Origin of the sequence: Rhodococcus baikonurensis (genome assembly GCF_040489275.1) — a bacterium.
In the GTDB taxonomy this organism is placed as follows: Bacteria; Actinomycetota; Actinomycetes; order Mycobacteriales; family Mycobacteriaceae; genus Rhodococcus_F; species Rhodococcus_F baikonurensis.
The window spans coordinates 325,049-345,231 of sequence record NZ_JBEUOQ010000007.1 but is presented as its reverse complement, the minus strand read 5'-3'; the positions used below and the strand labels follow the sequence as shown (position 1 = coordinate 345,231).

16 protein-coding genes are annotated in these 20,183 nt (G+C 62.4%); 10 read left to right on the top strand and 6 right to left on the bottom strand.

Annotation, left to right across the window (positions count from 1 at the left end):
• Positions 1-15 precede the first annotated feature (15 nt).
• From ABWI03_RS19015 to ABWI03_RS18975, 9 genes are all read left to right on the top strand, one after another.
• Positions 16-1,110 carry an ABC transporter ATP-binding protein gene (locus ABWI03_RS19015; RefSeq protein WP_019748976.1) on the top strand — a complete coding sequence of 365 codons (1,095 nt, stop codon included), beginning with the start codon at positions 16-18 and terminating at the stop codon, positions 1,108-1,110.
• 95 nt (positions 1,111-1,205) lie between these two features.
• The gene (locus ABWI03_RS19010; RefSeq protein ID WP_298781028.1) at positions 1,206-2,123 is read left to right on the top strand and encodes a carbohydrate kinase family protein; all 918 of its coding nucleotides are present in this window, start codon (positions 1,206-1,208) and stop codon (positions 2,121-2,123) included.
• A 95-nt stretch (positions 2,124-2,218) separates the two neighbouring features.
• Entirely contained in the window at positions 2,219-4,435 is a 2,217-nt protein-coding gene (locus ABWI03_RS19005; protein ID WP_298781025.1) for an MMPL family transporter, read from the top strand.
• Between the two features lie 18 nt (positions 4,436-4,453).
• Complete coding sequence (locus tag ABWI03_RS19000; protein WP_298781022.1) at positions 4,454-5,656, top strand: sensor histidine kinase; 1,203 nt, start codon at positions 4,454-4,456, stop codon at positions 5,654-5,656.
• Positions 5,653-6,327 (top strand): response regulator transcription factor, encoded by a 675-nt coding sequence (locus ABWI03_RS18995; RefSeq protein WP_095969798.1) that lies wholly within the window; start codon positions 5,653-5,655, stop codon positions 6,325-6,327. The genes ABWI03_RS19000 and ABWI03_RS18995 overlap by 4 nt, the downstream gene beginning before the upstream one ends.
• 65 nt (positions 6,328-6,392) lie before the next feature.
• Complete coding sequence (locus ABWI03_RS18990; protein ID WP_298781019.1) at positions 6,393-7,715, top strand: HNH endonuclease signature motif containing protein; 1,323 nt, start codon at positions 6,393-6,395, stop codon at positions 7,713-7,715.
• Positions 7,716-8,056: 341 nt separating this feature from the next.
• Complete coding sequence (locus ABWI03_RS18985; protein WP_019748970.1) at positions 8,057-9,184, top strand: NDMA-dependent alcohol dehydrogenase; 1,128 nt, start codon at positions 8,057-8,059, stop codon at positions 9,182-9,184.
• A gap of 38 nt (positions 9,185-9,222) precedes the next feature.
• Positions 9,223-10,062 (top strand): serine hydrolase domain-containing protein, encoded by an 840-nt coding sequence (locus ABWI03_RS18980; protein ID WP_298773381.1) that lies wholly within the window; start codon positions 9,223-9,225, stop codon positions 10,060-10,062.
• A 128-nt stretch (positions 10,063-10,190) separates the two neighbouring features.
• A complete protein-coding gene (locus tag ABWI03_RS18975) occupies positions 10,191-10,700 on the top strand; it encodes a DUF3145 domain-containing protein (RefSeq protein WP_003941617.1) in 510 nt (169 codons plus the stop codon).
• 142 nt (positions 10,701-10,842) lie between these two features.
• On the opposite strand, the gene ABWI03_RS18970 is transcribed toward ABWI03_RS18975, so the two are convergent.
• From ABWI03_RS18970 to aceE, 6 genes are all read right to left on the bottom strand, one after another.
• On the bottom strand, positions 10,843-12,276 hold the full coding sequence (locus tag ABWI03_RS18970; protein WP_003941597.1) for an acyl-CoA carboxylase subunit beta: 1,434 nt from the start codon (positions 12,274-12,276) through the stop codon (positions 10,843-10,845).
• A 108-nt stretch (positions 12,277-12,384) separates the two neighbouring features.
• Entirely contained in the window at positions 12,385-13,635 is a 1,251-nt protein-coding gene (locus ABWI03_RS18965) for a KasA/KasB family beta-ketoacyl-ACP synthase (RefSeq protein WP_003941591.1), read from the bottom strand.
• Positions 13,636-13,642: 7 nt separating this feature from the next.
• A complete protein-coding gene (gene acpM / locus ABWI03_RS18960) occupies positions 13,643-13,918 on the bottom strand; it encodes a meromycolate extension acyl carrier protein AcpM (RefSeq protein WP_003941649.1) in 276 nt (91 codons plus the stop codon).
• Between the two features lie 84 nt (positions 13,919-14,002).
• A complete protein-coding gene (locus tag ABWI03_RS18955; RefSeq protein ID WP_298773380.1) occupies positions 14,003-14,911 on the bottom strand; it encodes an ACP S-malonyltransferase in 909 nt (302 codons plus the stop codon).
• A gap of 127 nt (positions 14,912-15,038) precedes the next feature.
• Positions 15,039-16,367 carry a PucR family transcriptional regulator gene (locus ABWI03_RS18950; protein ID WP_298773379.1) on the bottom strand — a complete coding sequence of 443 codons (1,329 nt, stop codon included), beginning with the start codon at positions 16,365-16,367 and terminating at the stop codon, positions 15,039-15,041.
• Between the two features lie 99 nt (positions 16,368-16,466).
• Positions 16,467-19,322: a pyruvate dehydrogenase (acetyl-transferring), homodimeric type gene (gene aceE, locus ABWI03_RS18945; RefSeq protein WP_095969802.1), complete on the bottom strand. Its 2,856-nt coding sequence runs from the start codon at positions 19,320-19,322 to the stop codon at positions 16,467-16,469.
• Between the two features lie 380 nt (positions 19,323-19,702).
• Between aceE and ABWI03_RS18940 the strand changes: the two genes are divergently transcribed.
• Positions 19,703-20,116, top strand: coding sequence for an Rv2240c family protein (locus tag ABWI03_RS18940; RefSeq protein ID WP_298773378.1), 414 nt, complete (start codon positions 19,703-19,705; stop codon positions 20,114-20,116).
• The last annotated feature ends 67 nt before the right edge of the window (positions 20,117-20,183 follow it).

Here is a 20,183-nt window from a genome sequence, read left to right as displayed (position 1 = left end):
TCTCAGGAGTTCGTCATGGCTGAAATCTCGTACCAGAAAGCGTCTTGCATCTACGAAGGTGCTGGGACCCTCGCTGTCGATTCACTCGATCTTGATATCAAGGACGGCGAGTTCATCGTGCTCGTCGGTCCGTCAGGTTCCGGAAAGTCCACGGCCTTGCGGATGTTGGCAGGGCTAGAGGACATCGATTCCGGGGCGATCACCATCAACGGCAAGGACATGACCGATGTCCCGTCGAAGGATCGCGACATCGCAATGGTCTTTCAGAACTACGCGCTGTACCCCAACAAAACCGTCGGCGAAAACATGGGGTTCGCGTTGAAGATGCGCGGTGTGCCCGTCGAGGAGCGTAAGAAGAAAGTTGCCGAAGCGGCCAAACTGCTTGACCTGACGGAGTATCTCGACCGCAAGCCGGCCAAGCTTTCCGGTGGTCAACGGCAACGAGTTGCCATGGGCCGCGCCATCGTTCGCGAACCACAGGTGTTCTGCATGGACGAGCCGCTCTCCAACCTCGACGCAAAGCTACGCGTGCAGACCCGAACGCAGATCGCGGCGTTGCAGCGTCGTCTCGGAACCACCACCGTCTACGTCACGCACGATCAGGTGGAAGCGATGACGATGGGTGACCGCGTGGCAGTGCTCAAGGGCGGGAAGTTGCAACAATTCGCTTCTCCCACAGAACTTTACGATCGGCCGGCCAATGCTTTTGTTGCAGGCTTCATCGGATCTCCAGGGATGAACTTGGTAACGGCGCCGGTCAGTTCGGGTGGGGTGCGTTTCGGTGACGTCGAGGTTCCGCTGGACCGCGAGCAGATGGCGGCAATCGCCGCGGCCGGTCTGGCCTCGGTCACAGTGGGAATTCGGCCCGAGCAATTCCAGGTGGTCGCTGCCGGAGACGGAATCGCAGCTCAGATCGACCTGGTAGAGGAACTGGGTAACGAGTCGTACATCTACGCACACGTGCCTGGTACCGAAGCCGACCCGATTTCGCTCGTTGCCCGCACCGGCGGGCGATCGAAGTTGCAGTACGGCCAGACGCTGGGCTTCGAGCGGGTGGACGGTCCTGTTCACCTCTTCGACCCGACTACGGGTGAGCGCGTGGGTAGCTGAATCCCACCACAATCGTGACCTGCTCGGCACCCGAACTCGTTCGTGCCGAGCAGGTCACATCCATCTTCGACTGGTGAGAAGGTTAGGGTCTACCGATGAGTGATACACGCGAACGATCCGTCGTGGTGTGTGGTGAGGGACTGGTCGATCTGGTTCCGGTGGGGGAGAACTTCTCACCTAAGTTGGGCGGTGGACCGTTCAACGTTGCGATCGCACTGGGGCGACTGGGATCCGACGTGGGATTCGTCTCGCGCTTGTCCCTCGACGCGTTCGGAGATCGGATGATCGACTCGCTGGCCGCGTCGAATGTCGACACAACCGGAGTCGAGCGTGGGCCAGAGCCGACAACTCTGGCCGTCGTGAACCTTGCAGCGGACGGAGGTGCGCGGTATTCCTTCTACCTCGAGGGAACGGCGGATCGACAGTTCGCGCTGCCGAAACTTCCCTCTGCTCGGGCGTTCTCGTTCGGGACGCTGTCGCTGGTGCTCGAGCCCGGGGCCTCCGCTTACGAAGCGATGCTGCACGAAGCGCACTCTCGTGGTCGACTCACCATGGTGGACCCCAACATTCGTCCGGCGGTGATCTCCGACCCGGACGCATATCGACGACGGTTTCGATCGTGGTTGCCCGCCATCGATATTCTCAAAGTGAGCGACGACGACGCGAAGTGGTTGGGTTCGGTCGACGGCGCCGAGTGGCTCGACGAAGGCGTCGGCGCCGTCCTACTCACCCGTGGCGGCGATGGATTGAGCTTGATCACCAAGGAACTCGATGTTTCGGTTCCGGCGCCCGCGGTCGACGTCGCGGACACGATCGGTGCGGGCGATACGGTACACGGAGCCCTGTTGGCCTATCTCGATCGTCACGACGCACTCGACGCCGCCGTTGTGCGTGGGTTCTCCGAGGCAGATTGGTCGGCCGCATTGACCTTTGCGGCACGTGCGGCAGCCGTTACCGTGTCACGACCCGGGGCGGATCCGCCGTGGTCAAGGGAGTTGGGCCTGCCCGTCTAGCCCTGGGGACCACCGCCCTACTGCGAGCGCAGTACGTCGAACTGCCTACCTGTGCACGATGTGCGACGGGCCCGTGTATCGGCACAGTGATACGCATGTCGATATTCCTGTACAAACTCTCGCGATTCGCGTTTCGTCGCCGCTGGGCAATGGTGGGCTTCTGGGTCGTCCTGCTGGTGGCGGGTGGAGTAGGCGCAGCAACGCTGTCCGGCCCGACCGTCAATACATTGTCGATTCCGGGAACCGAATCGCAAGCTGCGCAAGACCTTCTGGCTGAACGGTTCCCGGAATCGTCCACTGGTGGAGCCAGTGCTCGCATCGTCTTCGAATCTCCCGCGGGCACAACGCTCGCCGATCCGGCCATTCAACGATCTGTCGGTGAATTGGTCTCTGCGCTCGGGAAGGACCCCGAGGTTGCAGCGGTGTCGGATCCGTATGCCTCCGGCGGTGTGTCGCCGACTGGGACGATCGGATACATGCAGGTCTCCTATACTGCCGACTCGATGGACTTGCCGGACAGTTCGAAGGAACTTCTCGAGTCTGCTGTCCATGACGCCTCGGATTCAGGACTGGCAGTCGATGTTGCCGGCAACGTGCTGATGGAAAGCAGCGCCGAATCCATGGGAGAGGTGATCGGAGTCGCGATCGCCGCGGTGGTGCTGACGGTCACCTTCGGTTCGTTGGTGGCGGCAGGGCTTCCGTTGATCAGCGCGCTCATCGGTATCGGTATCGCGATCTGCACGATCACCATCGCAACGGGCTTCATCGAATTGGGTTCGAGCACAACCGTCCTGGCAATGATGCTGGGGTTGGCAGTAGCGATCGACTACTCGCTGTTCATCGTCTCGCGTTACCGCGCGGAACTACGTGACGGGCACGATCCCGAAATCGCAGCGGGCCGTGCAGCCGGGACAGCGGGTTCGGCAGTAGTGTTCGCGGGATTGACCGTGCTCATCGCCTTGGCGGGATTGTTCGTCGTGAATATCCCGTTCCTGACGAGCATGGGTCTGGCCGCAGCGTTCGCAGTTGCTGTTGCAGTGGTCATTTCACTGACTCTGCTACCGGCCACGCTGGGTTTTGCAGGATCGCGCGTTCTGAGTCGCTCCGACCGTCGATTGCTTGCATCCGGTGGGCAGTTGACGCATCGCAAAACGAAAGAGGGCGCAGGATCGCGATGGGCCAAGTTCGTGATCCGGCGTCGAGTTCCGGTTTTGCTCGCGTCGGTCCTCGGGCTGGGATTGCTGGCGATCCCCACCTTCGGCATCAACCTGAGCCTGGCGAGCCCACCAGTCCCCGACACCACTGCGGCCCGAGCCACCGACCGACTTTCCGAGGGATTCGGTGCCGGGTTCAGTGGTCCACTCATGGTGGTCGTCGACGTTGCCGACGCTGCGGATCCGGCATCGGCATTGAGTGGGGCCCAGGAAAAACTCGGTGCTCTGCCCGACGTAGCAGCAGTGACGCCGCCGGCGCTCAATCAGGCCGGTGACACAGCAGTTATCACGGTGGTTCCGTCGAGCGGCCCCGAAACCGAGGCAACAAAGGCGCTCGTCGCAGATATACGTGAGGTTGCCGGATCGCTGACCGACGAGACCGGGGCCACGATGTCGGTCACCGGGCAGACAGCGTTGACGATCGACGTATCGGACCGTCTTGCCGATGCCCTCGTTCCCTACCTCGCATTGGTCGTCGGCCTCGCCTTCGTTCTCCTCATGTTGGTGTTCCGCTCGATCTTGGTACCGCTCAAGGCAACTCTCGGATTTCTGCTCTCCATCGGCGCGACGTTCGGTGTGCTTGTCGCTATCTTCCAGTGGGGCTGGGTCGCCGGCATTCTCGGAATCGAAGGTCAAACCGGGTCAGTTGTCGCGATGTTGCCCATCTTCATGATCGGCATCGTCTTCGGGTTGGCGATGGACTACCAGGTGTTCCTGGTGACCAGAATGCGTGAAGCATTCGTCCACGGTGACGGACCGGACGAGGCAGTCGTGAAGGGCTTCGACCAGGGCGCCCGAGTGGTCACGGCCGCCGCGCTGATCATGATCGCCGTTTTCGCAGGTTTCATCTTCGGTGGCGACGCCTTCATCATGCAGATCGGACTCGGACTCTCGTTCGCGGTTCTGTTCGACGCCTTCGTGATTCGTATGACCGTCGTGCCCGCCGTCATGTCGCTGTTGGGCTCGAAGGCATGGTGGTTCCCCGCTTGGCTGGACCGGTTGGTCCCGAACGTGGATGTCGAGGGGGAGCAGTTGACTGCGCTGCTCGCTGATTCGAGGGAATCCAGTGAGCCCACGAGCGACAAGCTGTCGGTGTGACCCGGATACGGTAGATCGATGACTTCGACATCGACGTGGGGTCGATGGTGTGCGGAACACCCGCGCACCATCGACCTGGCACTGACGATTCTCGTGCTCCTTGCCACGTGGACGGCGCACCGCATCGCGCTCGACGGCAATGACACCCGCGAAGTAACAGTTGTAGGAGTCCTTGTAACAGCGATCGCAGCGGCAACCATCGTGTTCCGCAGGTGCTATCCGTTCTCGGCGCTGGCGGTGGCAGTACTCCTCGGCGTGTTGATGATTGCACTGTCAGCGCCGCCGAATGCCGGGACAGGTTCCGCAGCGATGGTGTGCCTCTATTACGTTGCCAGCACGAGTGACCGCCGGAGGACCTTTTTCGCAGCGGCGAGCACCGTCAGCTCGCTGATGCTCGTCACGATCTTCCTGGGAGTCGGGAACAATCTCCTGCAGGAGGCCCTGGGGCTGTTGGCTTGGTTGCTGATGGCGAGTTTTGCCGGCGCCGAGGTCCGTTCTCGCCGCGCCTATCTGGAGTCCGTCGAGGCGCGCGCCGTGCAAGCGGAAAGAATGCGCGAGGACGAGGCCCGACATCGTGTCGTGGAAGAAAGGATGCGGATTGCGCGGGACCTGCACGATGTTGTCGCGCACCACATTGCCTTGGTCAACCTGCAAGTCGGGGTCGCGTCGCACTTGATCGGGAAAGACCAGGAGAAGGCGACGACTGCACTACGCGGCGTGGAGGAAACGTCCAAGGCGGCACTCGATGAAATTCGGGCCACGGTTGGAGTTCTCCGTGATGCTCAGGACAGCGATCGCTCGATGAAGCCGGCCCCAGGGCTGTCGGATCTACCGGCGCTGGTGGATCAATTCGTCAGTGCAGGAATGGAAATCGACGTGCGCGCTGTGGGTTCGCTGCGCCCTCTCGGGCCTGCGGTAGACCTCACGGCGTACCGAATCATCCAGGAAGCACTCGTGAATGCGAGCAAGCACGCGCTGCCCGGTGCCGTCACCGTGACGTTGTCGTACGAAGCCGAGGTTCTGGTCCTGACGGTCGAAAACGCCGGAACGGCAGTGCCTTCGACTTCGCCACCCGGGTACGGACTGCTGGGAATGAAGGAGAGAGCGCAAGCGATGGGAGGCGAGGTTTCGGCAGGATTCCGCGCGGACGGGGGATTTCGTGTGGACGCCCAGCTACCGCTTGTCTCGGTGTCAAGCGGTTCGGAGCGTGAGGAGTCGTGAGTATTCGGGTGGTGGTGGCAGACGATCAGGCACTCTTCCGTCAAACGCTTGCGCTGCTGATCGGTTCGGAAGACGACATGGAGGTGGTCGCCGAGGCAGCAGACGGAGAGCAGGCATTCCAGGCGGCGCTCGCGCACCGACCCGACGTCGTACTGATGGACATTCGCATGCCGGGCACCAGCGGCGTCGAAGCAACGGCAATGATTGCCGATCATCCGGATCTCTCCGACGTACATGTGTTGATCCTGACGACCTTCGAAGTGGACGAGCATGTGGCACAGGCGATTCGGGCGGGAGCCAGCGGGTTCATCGGCAAAGGAATCCGGGCTGAAGACCTGCTCGATGCCGTGCGGACGGTCGCGAGTGGGAACTCCTTGTTGTCGCCGATTGCGACCAGTGCGTTGATTTCTCGATTCCTTTCCACCCCGTCGCGGGCCGACTCGACGTCTGGGATTTTCGGTCAATTGACCCCACGTGAACTCGAAGTGGTAACTCTCGTTGCCCTGGGGATGTCCAACGACGAAATCGCCGCGGAGTTGGTGATCAGCGCTGTCACCGCAAAAACGCACGTGAACCGGGCGATGACAAAACTGGATGTCCGTGACCGCGCGCAACTGGTGGTTCTGGCCTATCAATGCGGTTTGGTCGTTCCGGGACGTTCGGTGGATTGACTCGAGAAACTCTTGACTCGAACGGGTGTTCGAGTACCCTGTGTTTCAGGGGATCGGGGGGTTCAATGAGTGTTTTGTTGTCGGATGTGGTGTCTGGTTCTGCGGTGGGGTTGCGTGGACGTCTGTGGCGGTTGTCGGCTGCTGAGTTGCGGGCTGCTGCGATCGAGGCGAGTGGGGAGATTCTGCGTCTGGAAGCCGTGCGGGTGGCGGTGGTGGACGAGTTGTCGTTGCGTCCGGATGATCAGGTGATCGCGAGCCGCGGGGTGGGTGCGTGGTTGGCGTCGAACACGATGCTGCAGGTGCGGGACGGGAAGAAGATCGCCGCGTTGGGTGCGGCGCTGCGGCCGTTTCCGGCGGTGGCGGCAGGTTTCGATTGCGGGGATTGTTCGTTCGATCATGCCGTTCTGATCGTCTCGTTTTGTGAGTCGCCGCCGAAGGGGATGCCGGAGGAGGCGCTGCCTCGCTGTATCGATTTGTTGTTGGCTGCCGCGTCGGGAGTGGAGGCCACGACGACGAAGGTCCGATATGTGATCGCGACGTTGGAGCGCGTTTTCGAATCCGATGAGATTCCGCCCGCCGAAGACGTCGACCGCAACGAACTCCGCATCGCGTCGACGTTGAATGGTCGGGTGGTGGTGCGTGGGGATTTCGATGCCCTCACCGGCGAAATGTTGTTGTCGGCGTTGTCGAATTTGACGATGCCGACCCCGGCACCGGATGGGACGCCGGATGCTCGGTCGGCGGCGAAGCGGACCGCGGATGGGTTCACGGAACTGATCCGCCGGTATCTGGACTGCGCCAAGACCGGAATGGATGGTGGTCAGCGGCCGCACGTGAACGTTCACATCAGTGCCCGGGATCTCGCTGAGCACCGGGACTGCGCAGCGTCGGCTGCTGCTGCCGCTGATGCCGACGAAGGCTCGCTCGATCTGAATCTGTCGGATCTCGATGTGGGGCACATGCCCTGGCTCGGACCACTGTCGGTGTCGCAGACCGGGCTTCTCGGGTGTGATTGTTTCCTGTCCACCGTCTTGCTCGATGATCACGGCGCGCCGCTCGATGCGAAACCCGGAAAGCGGTTGGTCACCGCCGAACAGAGAGTGGCATTGATCGCCCGAGACAAAGGCTGCGCGTTCCTCGGCTGTACGTGTGTGCCGGCGTGGACGGATGCGCACCATATCCGGCACTGGGCCAACGGTGGCCCGACGGTGATGAACAACCTTGTCTTGCTGTGCCGTTCGCATCATCGGTTGATGCATCGCAAATCCGGGTTCGTCGGAAAGTGGGAGATCCGGATCGGCGTCGACAACAAGCCGTGGTTCATTCCGCCGCCGTCGATCGATCCGCAGCGGCACCCGCGGCCGGCGAACACCACCTTCACAACCTGAGGACGAACCTCAGGCACAACAGAACACGGCCAGGCTCCGCGTCCGACTTATCTGTTGGAGGCGGAGCCCAGGGAGCGTGCCTTCGTTGGGGATTGCTTTCAGTAGGGCTGTGCTTTCCGGGGTGCCGTGCTTTCAGAGGTGCCGTGCCTTCGGGGAGAGACAGTGCCGTTGTCCCACTCAGTGGGTCGTTATTTTCGTGCTCGCCGCGCCGATTGTGCCAGGTCATTTGGACGTCTGACCTGCAGTGCAAAATCTTTCGTTAGAACACGTTCCAATTTCGCGGATTTGTGGCTATGGTCACAGAGATAGATGCGGGTGTGCGAATGAAAGGGTGAAGTGACGTGAAGACCAAGGGTGCAATCCTGTGGGGCCTCAACGAAAAGTGGTCCGTCGAGGAGATCGAGATCGGCGAACCGGTAGCCGGCGAAGTTCAAATTCGCATGGAAGCGGCCGGAATGTGCCACTCCGATCACCACATCGTCACCGGCGCGACTCCGATGCCGTCGTTCCCCGTCATGGGCGGGCACGAGGGTTCGGGCGTCATCACCAAGCTCGGCCCGGAGGTCAAGGGCCTGGAGGTCGGCGACCACGTCGTTCTGTCCTTCATTCCGGCTTGTGGAACCTGTCCGGCGTGTTCGGCCGGACATCAGAATCTGTGTGACCTCGGGATGGGCCTCCTCAGCGGCCAGGCCATCAGCGACGGCACGTACCGGATCCAGGCTCGCGGCGAAAACGTGATCCCGATGTGCCTGCTAGGGACGTTCTCGCCCTACATGGTCGTGAACCAGTCGTCGGTGGTGAAGATCGACAAGGACATCCCGTTCGAGGTTGCCGCACTCGTCGGTTGCGGTGTTCCCACCGGTTGGGGATCGGCAACCCACATCGCCGATGTGAAGCCGGGCGAAGACGTGGTGATCATGGGTGTCGGCGGCGTCGGTATCAGTGCCCTGCAGGGTGCAGTTGCCTCGGGTGCTCGGTACATCTTTGCCATCGACCCGGTGCCGTGGAAGCGTGAGCAGGCTCTGAAGTTCGGTGCAACGCATGCTTTCGAAAGCGCCGCCGCGGCCATTCAGCCGATCATCGACGCTACGTATGGACGCATGGCGCAGAAGACGATCATCACCGTCGGCGAAATGAAGGGTGAGTACGTCGAAGAAGCGATGATTCTGACGGCCAAGGCTGGTCGTTGTGTTGTCACCGCAATGGGGCATCTGACGGACATGGATGTGAAGCTGAACCTGTTCCTGATGTCGATGCTTCAGAAGGATCTTCAGGGCAACATCTTCGGTGGTGGCAACGCTCGCCAGGACGTCCCGAACCTTCTCGCGATGTACAAGGCGGGCAAGCTGAACCTCGACGACATGGTCACTCGGACCTACACGCTCGAAGGCGTGAACGACGGCTACCAGGACATGTTGGATGGCAAGAACATCCGCGGCGTCATCCGCTACACCGAAGCTGACTGGTGATCGGAAGCTCGCAACTCTTGTGCCAGTAGTCTGATCGGGTGCCCAGTACTCACAGTCTCGACGTAATCCAGCAGTGGCCGGTCGACAACGCGGCAGCGGTCGTCCTCTCCGGGAAGAATCCGGTTGAGGGCGACCGCGTTCGTGGTTTCAGCGGCGACCAGTCGCACGTTTTCCCCCTGGCTTCGGTGACAAAACTGTTGTGCGCCTACGCGATTCTCGTGGCAGTGGAGGAAGGGGCGGTCGAGTTGGATGGGCCGGCCGGGCCCGAGGGGTCGACCGTTCGTCACCTCCTCGCGCATGCCTCGGGGTTGGCATTCGCCGAACGTGTCGTTCAGGCGCCAGTGGCGTCGAAGCGGATTTATTCGAGTGCGGGTTTCGAAGTTCTTGCCGAGTTGGTTTCCCGGGAGACCGAGATCGAGTTTGCCGATTATCTGGCCGAGGCGGTGTTCGCGCCGTTGGGGATGACCAGCGCGGCTCTTGTCGGTCCGGCCGGCCACGGTGCGCAGGCATCGGCAGACGACTTGGCCAAGTTCGCGGCCGAACTGCTCTCGCCGACGCTGATCTCGACGCAGACGTTCGCAGAGGCGACATCTGTTCAGTTCCCGGGGCTCAACGGAATTCTTCCGGGTTACGGATCTCAGCGCCCCAACGACTGGGGACTCGGATTCGAAATCCGCGCCGACAAGCGTCCGCACTGGACGGGGCTCGAGAACTCGGCTGCAACCTTCGGTCATTTCGGCCAGTCGGGGACGTTCCTGTGGGTCGATCCCACGATCCATACTGCGTGCGTCGTGCTGACCGATCGTGATTTCGGTGATTGGGCCAAGCCTTTGTGGACTGAATTGTCCGATGGTGTGATCGGCGAAGTTTCCCGATAGAGCACAAATTTCTCTCCTTCCACTGGCGCAACACGGGTAACACAAGGCACACTGTTCAATCGAGCGTGCTGCACGAACTCGACAGAGGTCGTTGGGGAAGACGTCCCTCGTCGAAGCAGGAGGCTCGAGTGCGCGAAATGAATCAATTCGCGGACGTGACGACTGGTGTGGTGTACATCCACTCGTCGCCCGCGGCGCTGTGCCCGCACGTGGATTGGGCTCTGTCCGCCACGTTGGACAGCCCTGCCAAGCTCAGATGGACCTCACAGCCCGCCTACGACGGGCTTCTCCGGGCGACGACGGACTGGACAGGTCCCGTCGGAACCTGTGCCCGCCTGGTCGATTCGCTACGCGCCTGGCCGATGTTGCGGTTCGAGGTCACCGAGGACCCGAGTCATGGCGTCGACGGCGAACGGTACAGCCATGTACCCGGTCTCGGCTTGTGGCGCGGATCCACCAGTGCGAACGGTGATGTCGTCGTCGGGGAGATGAAGCTACGGTCCATCATGAATTCCGGAGGAGACATCGCCGCGGAAATCGATCGGGCGATAGGCGCACCGTGGGACGAAGAACTCGAACCCTTCCGGAGTTCCGGCGAAGGTGCAGAAGTAACCTGGCTGCGGAGGCGTGTCAGCTGATCCAGGTCCATCCTGAACCCGGAGTGAACCTTTCGGCTTGAACGACACAGAGTTGAACGACACAGAGTTGAACGACCAAGACTTGAATGACAAAAGGTGGGCCCCGCCGTATCGGCGAGGCCCACCTTGCTGTCAAGGGTTGTCAGAGCGGAATGTTCTTGTGCCGCGCGCGGACAGATGGTGCAGATGCGAGCGCAGCGGTCACGATGCTGCGAGTCTTCGCCGGGTCGATTTCCTCGTCGACGACGCCGATTTCAACCGCGCGGTCGACGCCGCCCGCGATCGCCTCGTGTTCGGCGGCGAGACGGTCGTGCAATGCTTCACGCTCGTCGTCCGGTGCCGCAGCGAGAGCCCGCTTGTGCAGGATGCCGACCGCGGCCTTCGCGCCCATCACGGCTACTTCGGAGTTGGGCCAAGCGAATACGGCCGTGGCACCGAGTGCTCGCGAGTTCATTGCTATGTAGGCGCCGCCGTAGATCTTTCGAGTGACGACGGTGACGCGGGGGACGGTTGCCTCGGCGAAGGCGTGAAGCAACTTCGCTCCGCGCCGAACCACGCCTTCCCACTCCATCGACACGCCCGGCAGATACCCGGGAACATCGACGACGACCACGAGCGGCACGCCGAATGCGTTGCACAGTCGCACGAATCGAGCGGCCTTCTCGGCGCTTTCGGAGTTCAGGCACCCCCCGAGTCGCAGTGGGTTGTTCGCGATGACGCCAACGGTGCGTCCGGCCATCCGACCGAAACCGGTGACGATGCTCCGGGCGTAATTACCTTGCAGTTCTTCGAAACTCGACTCACCTTCGACGTTGTCGAGCATTTCGTGAACGATCGGACGAACGTCGTATGCACGTTTTGCGGACGCAGGCATCATGGCGCGCAGATCACTGTCGCCGAGTTCCGCTGCCCGCTGATCGAATTCGCCCTGCTCGCACATCATCGAGACCAGGCGGCGCGCGCGGTGCAATGCGTCGGCCTCGTCGTGTGCGGCGATGTGCGCGACACCCGACTTCTTGGTGTGTGTGTCCGGGCCGCCGAGTGACACCATGTCGACCTGTTCGCCGGTGACACTGCGAACTACGTCTGGGCCGGTGACGAACACTCGGCCTTCCGGCGCCATGATCACGACGTCGGTGAGGGCTGGACCGTACGCGGCTCCACCGGCGGCAAAGCCGAGCACGACCGAAATTTGAGGTATGAGACCCGACGCGCGGACCATGGCCTCGAAGACAAGTCCGACGGCGTGGAGCGCTTCGACGCCTTCAGCCAGACGCGCGCCACCGGAGTGCCAGAGGCCCACGATGGGGGACTCTTCCTCGATGGCGGTATCGATGGCTTTGACGAGGTGTTTGCAACCGTCGACGCCCATGGCGCCGCCCATGACGGTGGCGTCGGAGCAGTATGCGATGGTGCGCACGCCGTCGATGTTTCCGGACGCAGCGAGCACGCCGGACTTGTCGCGGGCGTGGAGCGGCACTGTCGTGCCGGGGTCGAACAGATTTTCCAGGCGCGCAAGAGGATCGCGCGGGTCTGTCGATGATTCGGACTTTGTCACGGGGGCCAGGATGGTCATCGCGTCCTCCTTCAGTACGAGCCTTGGGTGGAACGAAAGGTCGGTGTTGTCCGCGGGTGACGTTGTGTTGCAACGACACCCGCGGACAGGTGCAAACCGCGGTTCGGGCTAGGCCCGACCGAAGGCGAGCGCGACATTGTGCCCACCGAAACCGAACGAGTTGTTCAGTGCGAAATCGAAAGAGCCGGTTCGGGGTTCACCCTTGACGACATCGAGATCGATTTCTGGATCCTGGCTGTCAACGTTGAGCGTGGGCGGGATGATCCCGTCACGCACTGCCAGAACCGTCAGGACTGATTCGAGGGCGCCGACAGCGCCGATCGAGTGTCCCAGCGCGGATTTCGGGCCGTACACCGCAGCGTGGTTGCCAACCGCTGCGTTGATTGCCTTTGCCTCTGCGATGTCACCGATCGGCGTCGCAGTGGCGTGGGCGTTGATGTGCTTGATGTCGGACTTCGTCAGTCCGGCCATCTCGATTGCTCGGGTCATGGCTCGCGCCGCGCCCAGGCCTTCCGGATGCGGTGCCACGATGTGGTACCCGTCCGAAGTGATTCCGGAACCGAGCAGGCGGGCGTGAATCGTTGCCCCGCGTGCCTTTGCATGTTCCTCGGTTTCGAGGATCATCAGTGCGCCGGCTTCGCCGAAGACAAATCCGTCGCGGTCCTTGTCGAAAGGACGTGAAGCTGCGGCCGGATTGTCGTTGTTGGTGCTCATCGCACGCATCATGGCGAAGCTCGCGATCGGAACCGCGTCGATGAAGCTCTCGACTCCACCGGCCACAACCATGTCCGCGTCACCCATGACAAGCATGCGGTGAGCGTGAGCAATTGCCTCGGATCCCGACGAACATGCCGAAACCGGGGTGATGACGCCACCGCGGGCCCCGAGTTCGAGCCCGACCGTTGCGGCTGGTCCGTTGGGCATGACCATCTGCACCGAGAACGGGGACACCTTGCGGTATCCGCCGCCACGGAGCTTGTCGACGGCGTCGATGAGCGTGTCGCCGCCGCCGAGTCCGGTGCCGATGACAACCGCGAGGCGGTCCTGATCGACTTCGGGGCTGCCGGCGTTGCTCCAGACCGTGCGACTCAACGTGAGGGCAAGGCGTTCCACCCAGCTCATCCGTCGAATTTCGACGCGGGACAAGCCCTCGTCCGGTGAAACCTTCAGGTGCCCGCCGATGCGAATGGGAAGGTCGAACTCGTCGATGAACGGGTCATCGAGGATTCCGATGCCGCTTTCGCCGGCGAGTAGCGCCTTCCACGTGCCATCCACATCACCAGCCACCGAGGTCGACGTCGCGAGGCTCGTGACGACGATGTCGGGGAATTTCCCTTTGCGGGTAGAAGCGGAAGTCACGGTCGGCTCACTCTGCGTTCTTGGCTTCGGCGCCTTCGGCTTCGAGCTTCTGGATGTACGCGACGATGTCGCCGACGGTGCGCAGGCCTGCGAGATCCTCGTCGGGGACCTTCACGCCGTACTTGTCTTCGGTCTGAACAGCGATCTCGACCATGGACAGGGAGTCGATATCGAGGTCGTCCACGAAGGACTTGTCAACGGTGACCTCGGAAGGCTCGATACCGGTGACCTCCTCCACGATCTGGCCGAGTTCCGCGATGATTTCTTCCTGAGTGTGGGCCACTGGTGTGGCTCCCTTCTTGATCGATTGAGGTGGGGTGAAACGTCCGGCCGCCGTTCGGGCTGATCGGCCGGGTGGGCGCCCGAGCTAGGTCAGCTCGGACAGTGCGGAGATATCCTCCGGGTTCTTGAGGGCCACCGTCGGTGTGCCACGCATTTCGCGCTTGGCAATTCCGACGAGGGTTCCGGCCGGCGGGAGTTCCACGATCGCGCTGACTTCTGCTGTCCGCAACGACGCGGAGCAGAGGTCCCAACGAACGGGGCGGGTTACCTGCGCGGCAAGTTTGGTGAGGGCGTCGGCACCCGAGGAGACAGGTGCGCCGTCGGAGTTGGAAAGCAGCGTGCGCGTCGGATCGGACGGGGTGATCTTGGCGGCAGCAGCTGCGACGGCATCCTGGGCAGGTGCCATGAAGCGGGTGTGGAAAGCGCCGGCGACGGGCAGTGCGCGGACGCGGGCCTTCTCAGGTGCGTTTGCTGCGAGTTCTTCGAGCGCGGTGAGCAGTCCGGCAGCCACGATCTGGCCGGCCGCATTCCGGTTGGCCGGTTCCAATCCGAGTTCTTCGAGTCGTGCGAGCACTTCGGCTTCGTCGCCACCGAGAACGGCTGACATGCCGGTGGGCTCGAGCGCACAGGCCTTGGCCATCTCGGCGCCGCGGAGGGCGGCAAGCGCGACGGCGTCGTCGGCGGAAATGACACCGGCGACCGCAGCAGCGGCAAGTTCACCCACCGAATGGCCGGCAGCGATGACGTCGGCGCCGAGGAGCCCACGTGATTCGATTTCCTCATATGCCAGCAGAGCAGCGGCAACGACGAGGGGCTGGGTTACCGAGGTGTCGGTGATTTCTTCGGCGGTCGCGGTCGTGCCGAGTCGCACGAGGTCCAGGCCGGCTGCCTTCGACCACACTTCGAGGCGGTCTTGCGCTCCGGGCAGTGCCAGCCAGGGGCCGAGCATGCCGGGTGTCTGAGAGCCCTGTCCCGGGGCGAGCAACGAAATCACTTATTAAGAGAACACCGCCGCGAGTGACCTGCGAGATGTCGGTCGCGATGAACTCTGGCGAAGTGTTTTGTAGGGTTCCCACAAAATCCCACGTCGCGCTCGGCCATCGAAATTGGACGCTCCGGGGTTACAGGTTTGTTTGTCCGGATGTTAAAGATGTGACTGAAGTAACCGAATTGTTCGATTTGAGATCGATTTGTGTCAATCGGCCCACGGTAGCGGCGATTCGTAGTACGTACGCGTCGCGTGGATTCGTAGGATCCCGGCCGGTAACTTCGGCGATCCGCTTCAAGCGGTACCGAACGGTATTTGGATGAACAAACAGAAGGCGTGCACAAGTCTCAACCGCACCTCCACAGTCGAGATAGCTGTCTAAAGTATCGGTCAAGACTGTGCCGGATTCAGCTAAAGGTGCGACCAGGAACTCGCGGAGAGCCTTTACGGCAGCGGCGTCTCCCAGTAGTGCCCGTTCGGGGAGTAGTTCAGTCGCAAAAACCGGACGAGGTGCGCCGCGCCACCCGGCGACGGCCTTGATTCCCGCCAGAGCTTCGGATGCACTGAAGTGCGCGGCGCTCAACGAGGGCGTGGTCGGGCCGATCACCACCGGCTCGTCGGCGAAACTCATGAGCAGATCCTGAAGGAATTGGCTGCCCTCCGTCTTGCTGCTCAGCTCGCCGCTGACGATCATCACCAGTCGCGGACCCTGCACCACGGCAAGAACAGCGCGCCCGTGCGCGGCGGCGGTCGCGTGGACGGTGCCGGCAACCGAGACGCGCTCGTCCGGCGGGGGAGACCCGACGATGACGGTGGCCGGAGCCGTCGCATCCCAGTTCAACGTCGCGGCACGGGAAAGCATGTCCGATCCGGTGTCTCCCTGCACGACGGCGTCGACGACGAGCGCTTCCAGTCGCGTGTCCAGCGCGCCACGAGATTCGGCGGCGCTTGCGTACACCGTCGCCGCTGCGAAGCCGAGTTCACGCCCGTAGCGCAGGACGGCTTCTGTCAGCGCGATCAGCTGTTGATCGTTGCGGGCGAGAGCCGGTAGCCACTTCTCGAAGAACTCCATCGCCACCCGGACCATGTCGACGGTCTGGCGCAGCGTGAGCTGTCGAGCAAGATCCTGAGGGATGACCGGAAAAGACTCGTATCCGAAGCTGATCTCCGAGTCGAGTTGCCGCAGCCATTCCAGGAAATTCACTACCGACGTCTGCACCAGGAGTTGAACGTCGGCACGTTGCGAAGCGTCGAGACTGTCGAAGAACGGAAGCTGCTCCTCCATCACGGTCACGGCCTCGGTGGAGAGCCGACCGGAGAACTGTTTGACGCGGCGGAGCAAGGCCTCGGGAAGTGGATCGCGAACCTGACGACGGCGGGCGAGGACAGCCTGCAACCCGGACGACTGTGGTCGAGTGCGGCGTACGCCCTCTTCGGGTTTCTCGGGATCAGGTTCGGACATGAGAAAAACCTACGCCCATCGCCGCAGCGGATGTCGAGATGACACCCGCGGCGATGGGCGTAGGTCTGTTTTCGATCGCGCGGACCGGTGCGCTACGGCTTAAGCGCTACCGGTGTCCCCGGTCTGCTCGGGAGCGGCATTCACGTCGTCGATGCGGTATCGGCTCGCTGCTTCGACGGCCTTCGACCGCTCGATCGATCCTTCCTTCGCCAAACCGATGAGCACCGCGACGACGATGGACTCGGCATCGACGTTGAAGTAGCGACGCGCGGCAGTACGTGTGTCGGAGAACCCGAACCCGTCCGTGCCGAGCGTGGTGTAGTCGCCGGGAACCCACTGACGAATCTGATCCGAGACCGCCCGCATCCAGTCCGAAGCCGCGACGACAGGGCCCTGCGCCGAGGACAACGCCGTGGTGACGAAGGGAACGGGAGCATCCTCGGACGGATTGAGCAGCGCCTGACGTTCGCACTCGACGCCTTCGCGGCGCAGCTCACCCCAGGACGTGACCGACCAGACGTCGGCCGAGACGCCCCATTCGTCGGCGAGCAATTTCTGCGCCCGCAGCCCCTCGGGCATCGCGACACCGGAGACGAGGATCTGTGCCTTCGGGCCGGTTGCTTCAGACGTCTTGTAGAGGTAGATGCCCTTGAGCAATCCCTCCACGTCGAGACCTTCGGGCTCGGCCGGCTGAACGTACGGCTCGTTGTAGATGGTCAGGTAGTAGAAGATGTTCTCGCCACCGAAACCGTCGACGCCCTCGGTGCCACCGTACATGCGGCGCAAGCCGTCCTTGACGATGTGCGCCAACTCGTACGAGAACGCGGCGTCGTACGTGACAGCGGCCGGGTTGGTCGATGCCAGGAGCAGCGAGTGTCCGTCGGCGTGCTGGAGACCTTCGCCGGTCAGGGTGGTACGACCGGCAGTCGCGCCGAGAACGAATCCGCGAGCCATCTGGTCGGCGGCTGCCCACAGGCCGTCGCCGGTGCGCTGGAAACCGAACATCGAGTAGAAGATGTAGAGCGGAATCATCGGTTCACCGTGGGTGGCGTACGACGTGCCGACTGCGGTGAACGAAGCCGTCGAACCTGCCTCGTTGATGCCCTCGTGCAGGATCTGGCCGATCGGGCTCTCCTTGTAGGCGAGCATGAGTTCGGCGTCGACGGAGGTGTAGAGCTGTCCGTTGCGGTTGTAGATCTTCAGTGAGGGGAACCACGAGTCCATACCGAAGGTGCGAGCCTCGTCCGGGATGATCGGCACGATTCGCTTGCCGATCTCCTTGTCGCGCAACAGTTCCTTGAGGATGCGCACGATCGCCATGGTGGTGGCGACTTCCTGCTTGCCCGAACCCTTGCGGATGACGTCGTACGTCTTGTCCTCGGGGAGCTTGAGCGGAGCAGCGTCGGTGTTACGGGACGGCAGGAATCCGCCGAGTGCTTTACGCCGGTCGAGCATGTACTTGATCTCGGGAGCGTCCGCGCCCGGGTGGTAGTACGGAGGCAGGTACGGATCCTTCTCGAGCTCGGCGTCCGAGATCGGGATGTGCTGCATGTCGCGGAACGCCTTGAGATCGTCCAGCGTCAGCTTCTTCATCTGGTGTGTGGCGTTGCGGCCCTCGAAGTGCTTGCCGAGGGTGTAGCCCTTGATGGTGTGCGCGAGGATGACCGTCGGCTGGCCCTTGTGTGCCATGGCGGCTGCGTAGGCGGCGTGGACCTTGCGGTAGTCGTGGCCACCACGCTTGAGGTTCCAGATTTCCTGGTCGGTGAGGTCCTTGACCAGTTCCTTGGTGCGGGGGTCACGTCCGAAGAAGTGATCGCGTACGAACGCGCCGTCGTTGGCCTTGTACGTCTGGTAGTCACCGTCCGGCGTCACGTTCATCAGGTTGACCAGTGCGCCGTCGCGATCGGCGTGCAGCAGTGCATCCCACTCGCGACCCCAGACGACCTTGATGACGTTCCAGCCGGCACCGCGGAAGAACGATTCCAGTTCCTGGATGATCTTTCCGTTGCCGCGGACCGGGCCGTCGAGGCGTTGGAGGTTGCAGTTCACGACGAACGTGAGGTTGTCGAGGCCTTCGGTTGCCGCGACGTGAGCGAGGCCGCGTGATTCGGGCTCGTCCATTTCGCCGTCGCCGAGGAACGCCCACACATGCTGATCGGTGGTGTCCTTGATGCCGCGGTCGTTGAGGTAGTGGTTGAACCGGGCCTGGTAGATGGCGTTCATCGGGCCGAGGCCCATCGAAACCGTCGGGAATTCCCAGAAGTCGGGAAGCAGCCGTGGGTGCGGGTAGGACGGCAGTGCGCCGCCGAAGTCCGCGTGCGACTTCTCCTGGCGGAATCCGTCGAGCTGTTCCGCGGGGATGCGGCCCTCGAGGAAGGCGCGCGCGTAGATGCCGGGGGAGGCGTGACCCTGGATGAAGATGTGGTCGCCTCCGCCCGGATGGTCCTTGCCGCGGAAGAAGTGGTTGAAGCCGACCTCGTACAACGCTGCCGAGGATGCGTAGGTGGAGATGTGACCGCCGACGCCGACGCCCGGTCGCTGGGCGCGGTGGACCATGATCGCGGCGTTCCAACGGATCCAGGCGCGGTATCGGCGCTCGACCTCTTCGTCGCCGGGGAACCACGGCTCGTTTTCGGTCGGAATCGTGTTGACGTAGTCGGTCGAGGTGAGCGCGGGGAGAGCGACGTGCTTCTCACCGGCGCGTTCGAGCATGCGGAGCATGAGGTAGCGGGCACGCGTGGGTCCGGATCGATCCAGAAGTCCGTCGAATGATTCGAGCCATTCGGTGGTCTCGTCCGGATCGATGTCCGGCAGGTACGACGCAACACCTTCGCGAATGACGCGAACGCGACCGTCGGTTCCCCCCGGCGTGTTCGATGCGGGCGAACCCGACTCGCCGGCGGCGCCGGAATCGGCGTTCTGCCCGGACGCGGGACCCTGGATCAGGTCAGACAACGTGTGCTCCTCATTGGTTTGGGGACGCGTGGTGGGGCGTCCTTACATAGGTGATCGAGGCCTTGTTAGGTCCGACGCACTTCCATCGTGAATATGGCGCGTACCTCATCTTTCACCATCCCGGTCGGTCCGGCACACCTCGCCTCTGGTTACTCTCGGGTAGCGTTTTTCGGCGTGACGCAGGGGTGTGATGGTTCCCCGTAGTCACAGGCTTGGGGGATCGATCGGAACGTATGAAGGGGTGGGAAAAAATAAACAAAGAAATCAATTACGGCAGGGTCGGGGCGTGGGTTTCGATCGGATCGATCGCAGTGGGACTGTCAGTGATCGTGGGGTGCTCGGCGGCGGTGACCGGATCGGCGGTACCGAATGAAGCGCAAGTGGCTGCATACCGATCCGAGGTGAGTGTCTCGGTGGCCGCGGCGTCCTCGTCGAAAGCGGCGGCAGATGCGGCGGAGGCGGCTTTCGCGATCTGTGAGGAAGCGGTCTCTCGATCGAAGGACGACGTTGTCGCGTTCAATGCCTACGTCGACGCCGGAAATCACGGTGAGACGGATCTGAGGGCTGAAGCCGGCGCCGCTGCTTCGTCCGCACGCGATACCGCCTCGTGGTTCGACTCGGTCTCGAGTGAACTTCCGGCGCAACTTTCCGGACTGTTCGACGAATTGGCCGCGAACCTGCGTTCATCTGCCGTCGTCATCGAGAGTGATCATTCGGCGGATGAAATCAATTCGATCAGCGATACGAGCAATTCGATTCGCAAGTCGATCTTCGATGAATGTGGATCCCTGTGACCTGCGGTAATCCGCAGGCGTAAGGTTCGGCGTGTGTCAGAAGACGATCTTTGGTGAAAGTTTTCGG

Excerpts from the sequence above, each read along its gene's own strand:
- ABWI03_RS19015 (WP_019748976.1), top strand. The coding sequence starts at position 16 with ATGGCTGAAATCTCGTACCAGAAAGCGTCTTGCATCTACGAAGGTGCT.
- ABWI03_RS19010 (WP_298781028.1), top strand. The coding sequence starts at position 1,206 with ATGAGTGATACACGCGAACGATCCGTCGTGGTGTGTGGTGAGGGACTG.
- ABWI03_RS19005 (WP_298781025.1), top strand. The coding sequence starts at position 2,219 with ATGTCGATATTCCTGTACAAACTCTCGCGATTCGCGTTTCGTCGCCGC.
- ABWI03_RS19000 (WP_298781022.1), top strand. The coding sequence starts at position 4,454 with ATGACTTCGACATCGACGTGGGGTCGATGGTGTGCGGAACACCCGCGC.
- ABWI03_RS18990 (WP_298781019.1), top strand. The coding sequence starts at position 6,393 with ATGAGTGTTTTGTTGTCGGATGTGGTGTCTGGTTCTGCGGTGGGGTTG.
- ABWI03_RS18970 (WP_003941597.1), bottom strand. The coding sequence starts at position 12,276 with ATGACCATCCTGGCCCCCGTGACAAAGTCCGAATCATCGACAGACCCG.
- ABWI03_RS18950 (WP_298773379.1), bottom strand. The coding sequence starts at position 16,367 with ATGTCCGAACCTGATCCCGAGAAACCCGAAGAGGGCGTACGCCGCACT.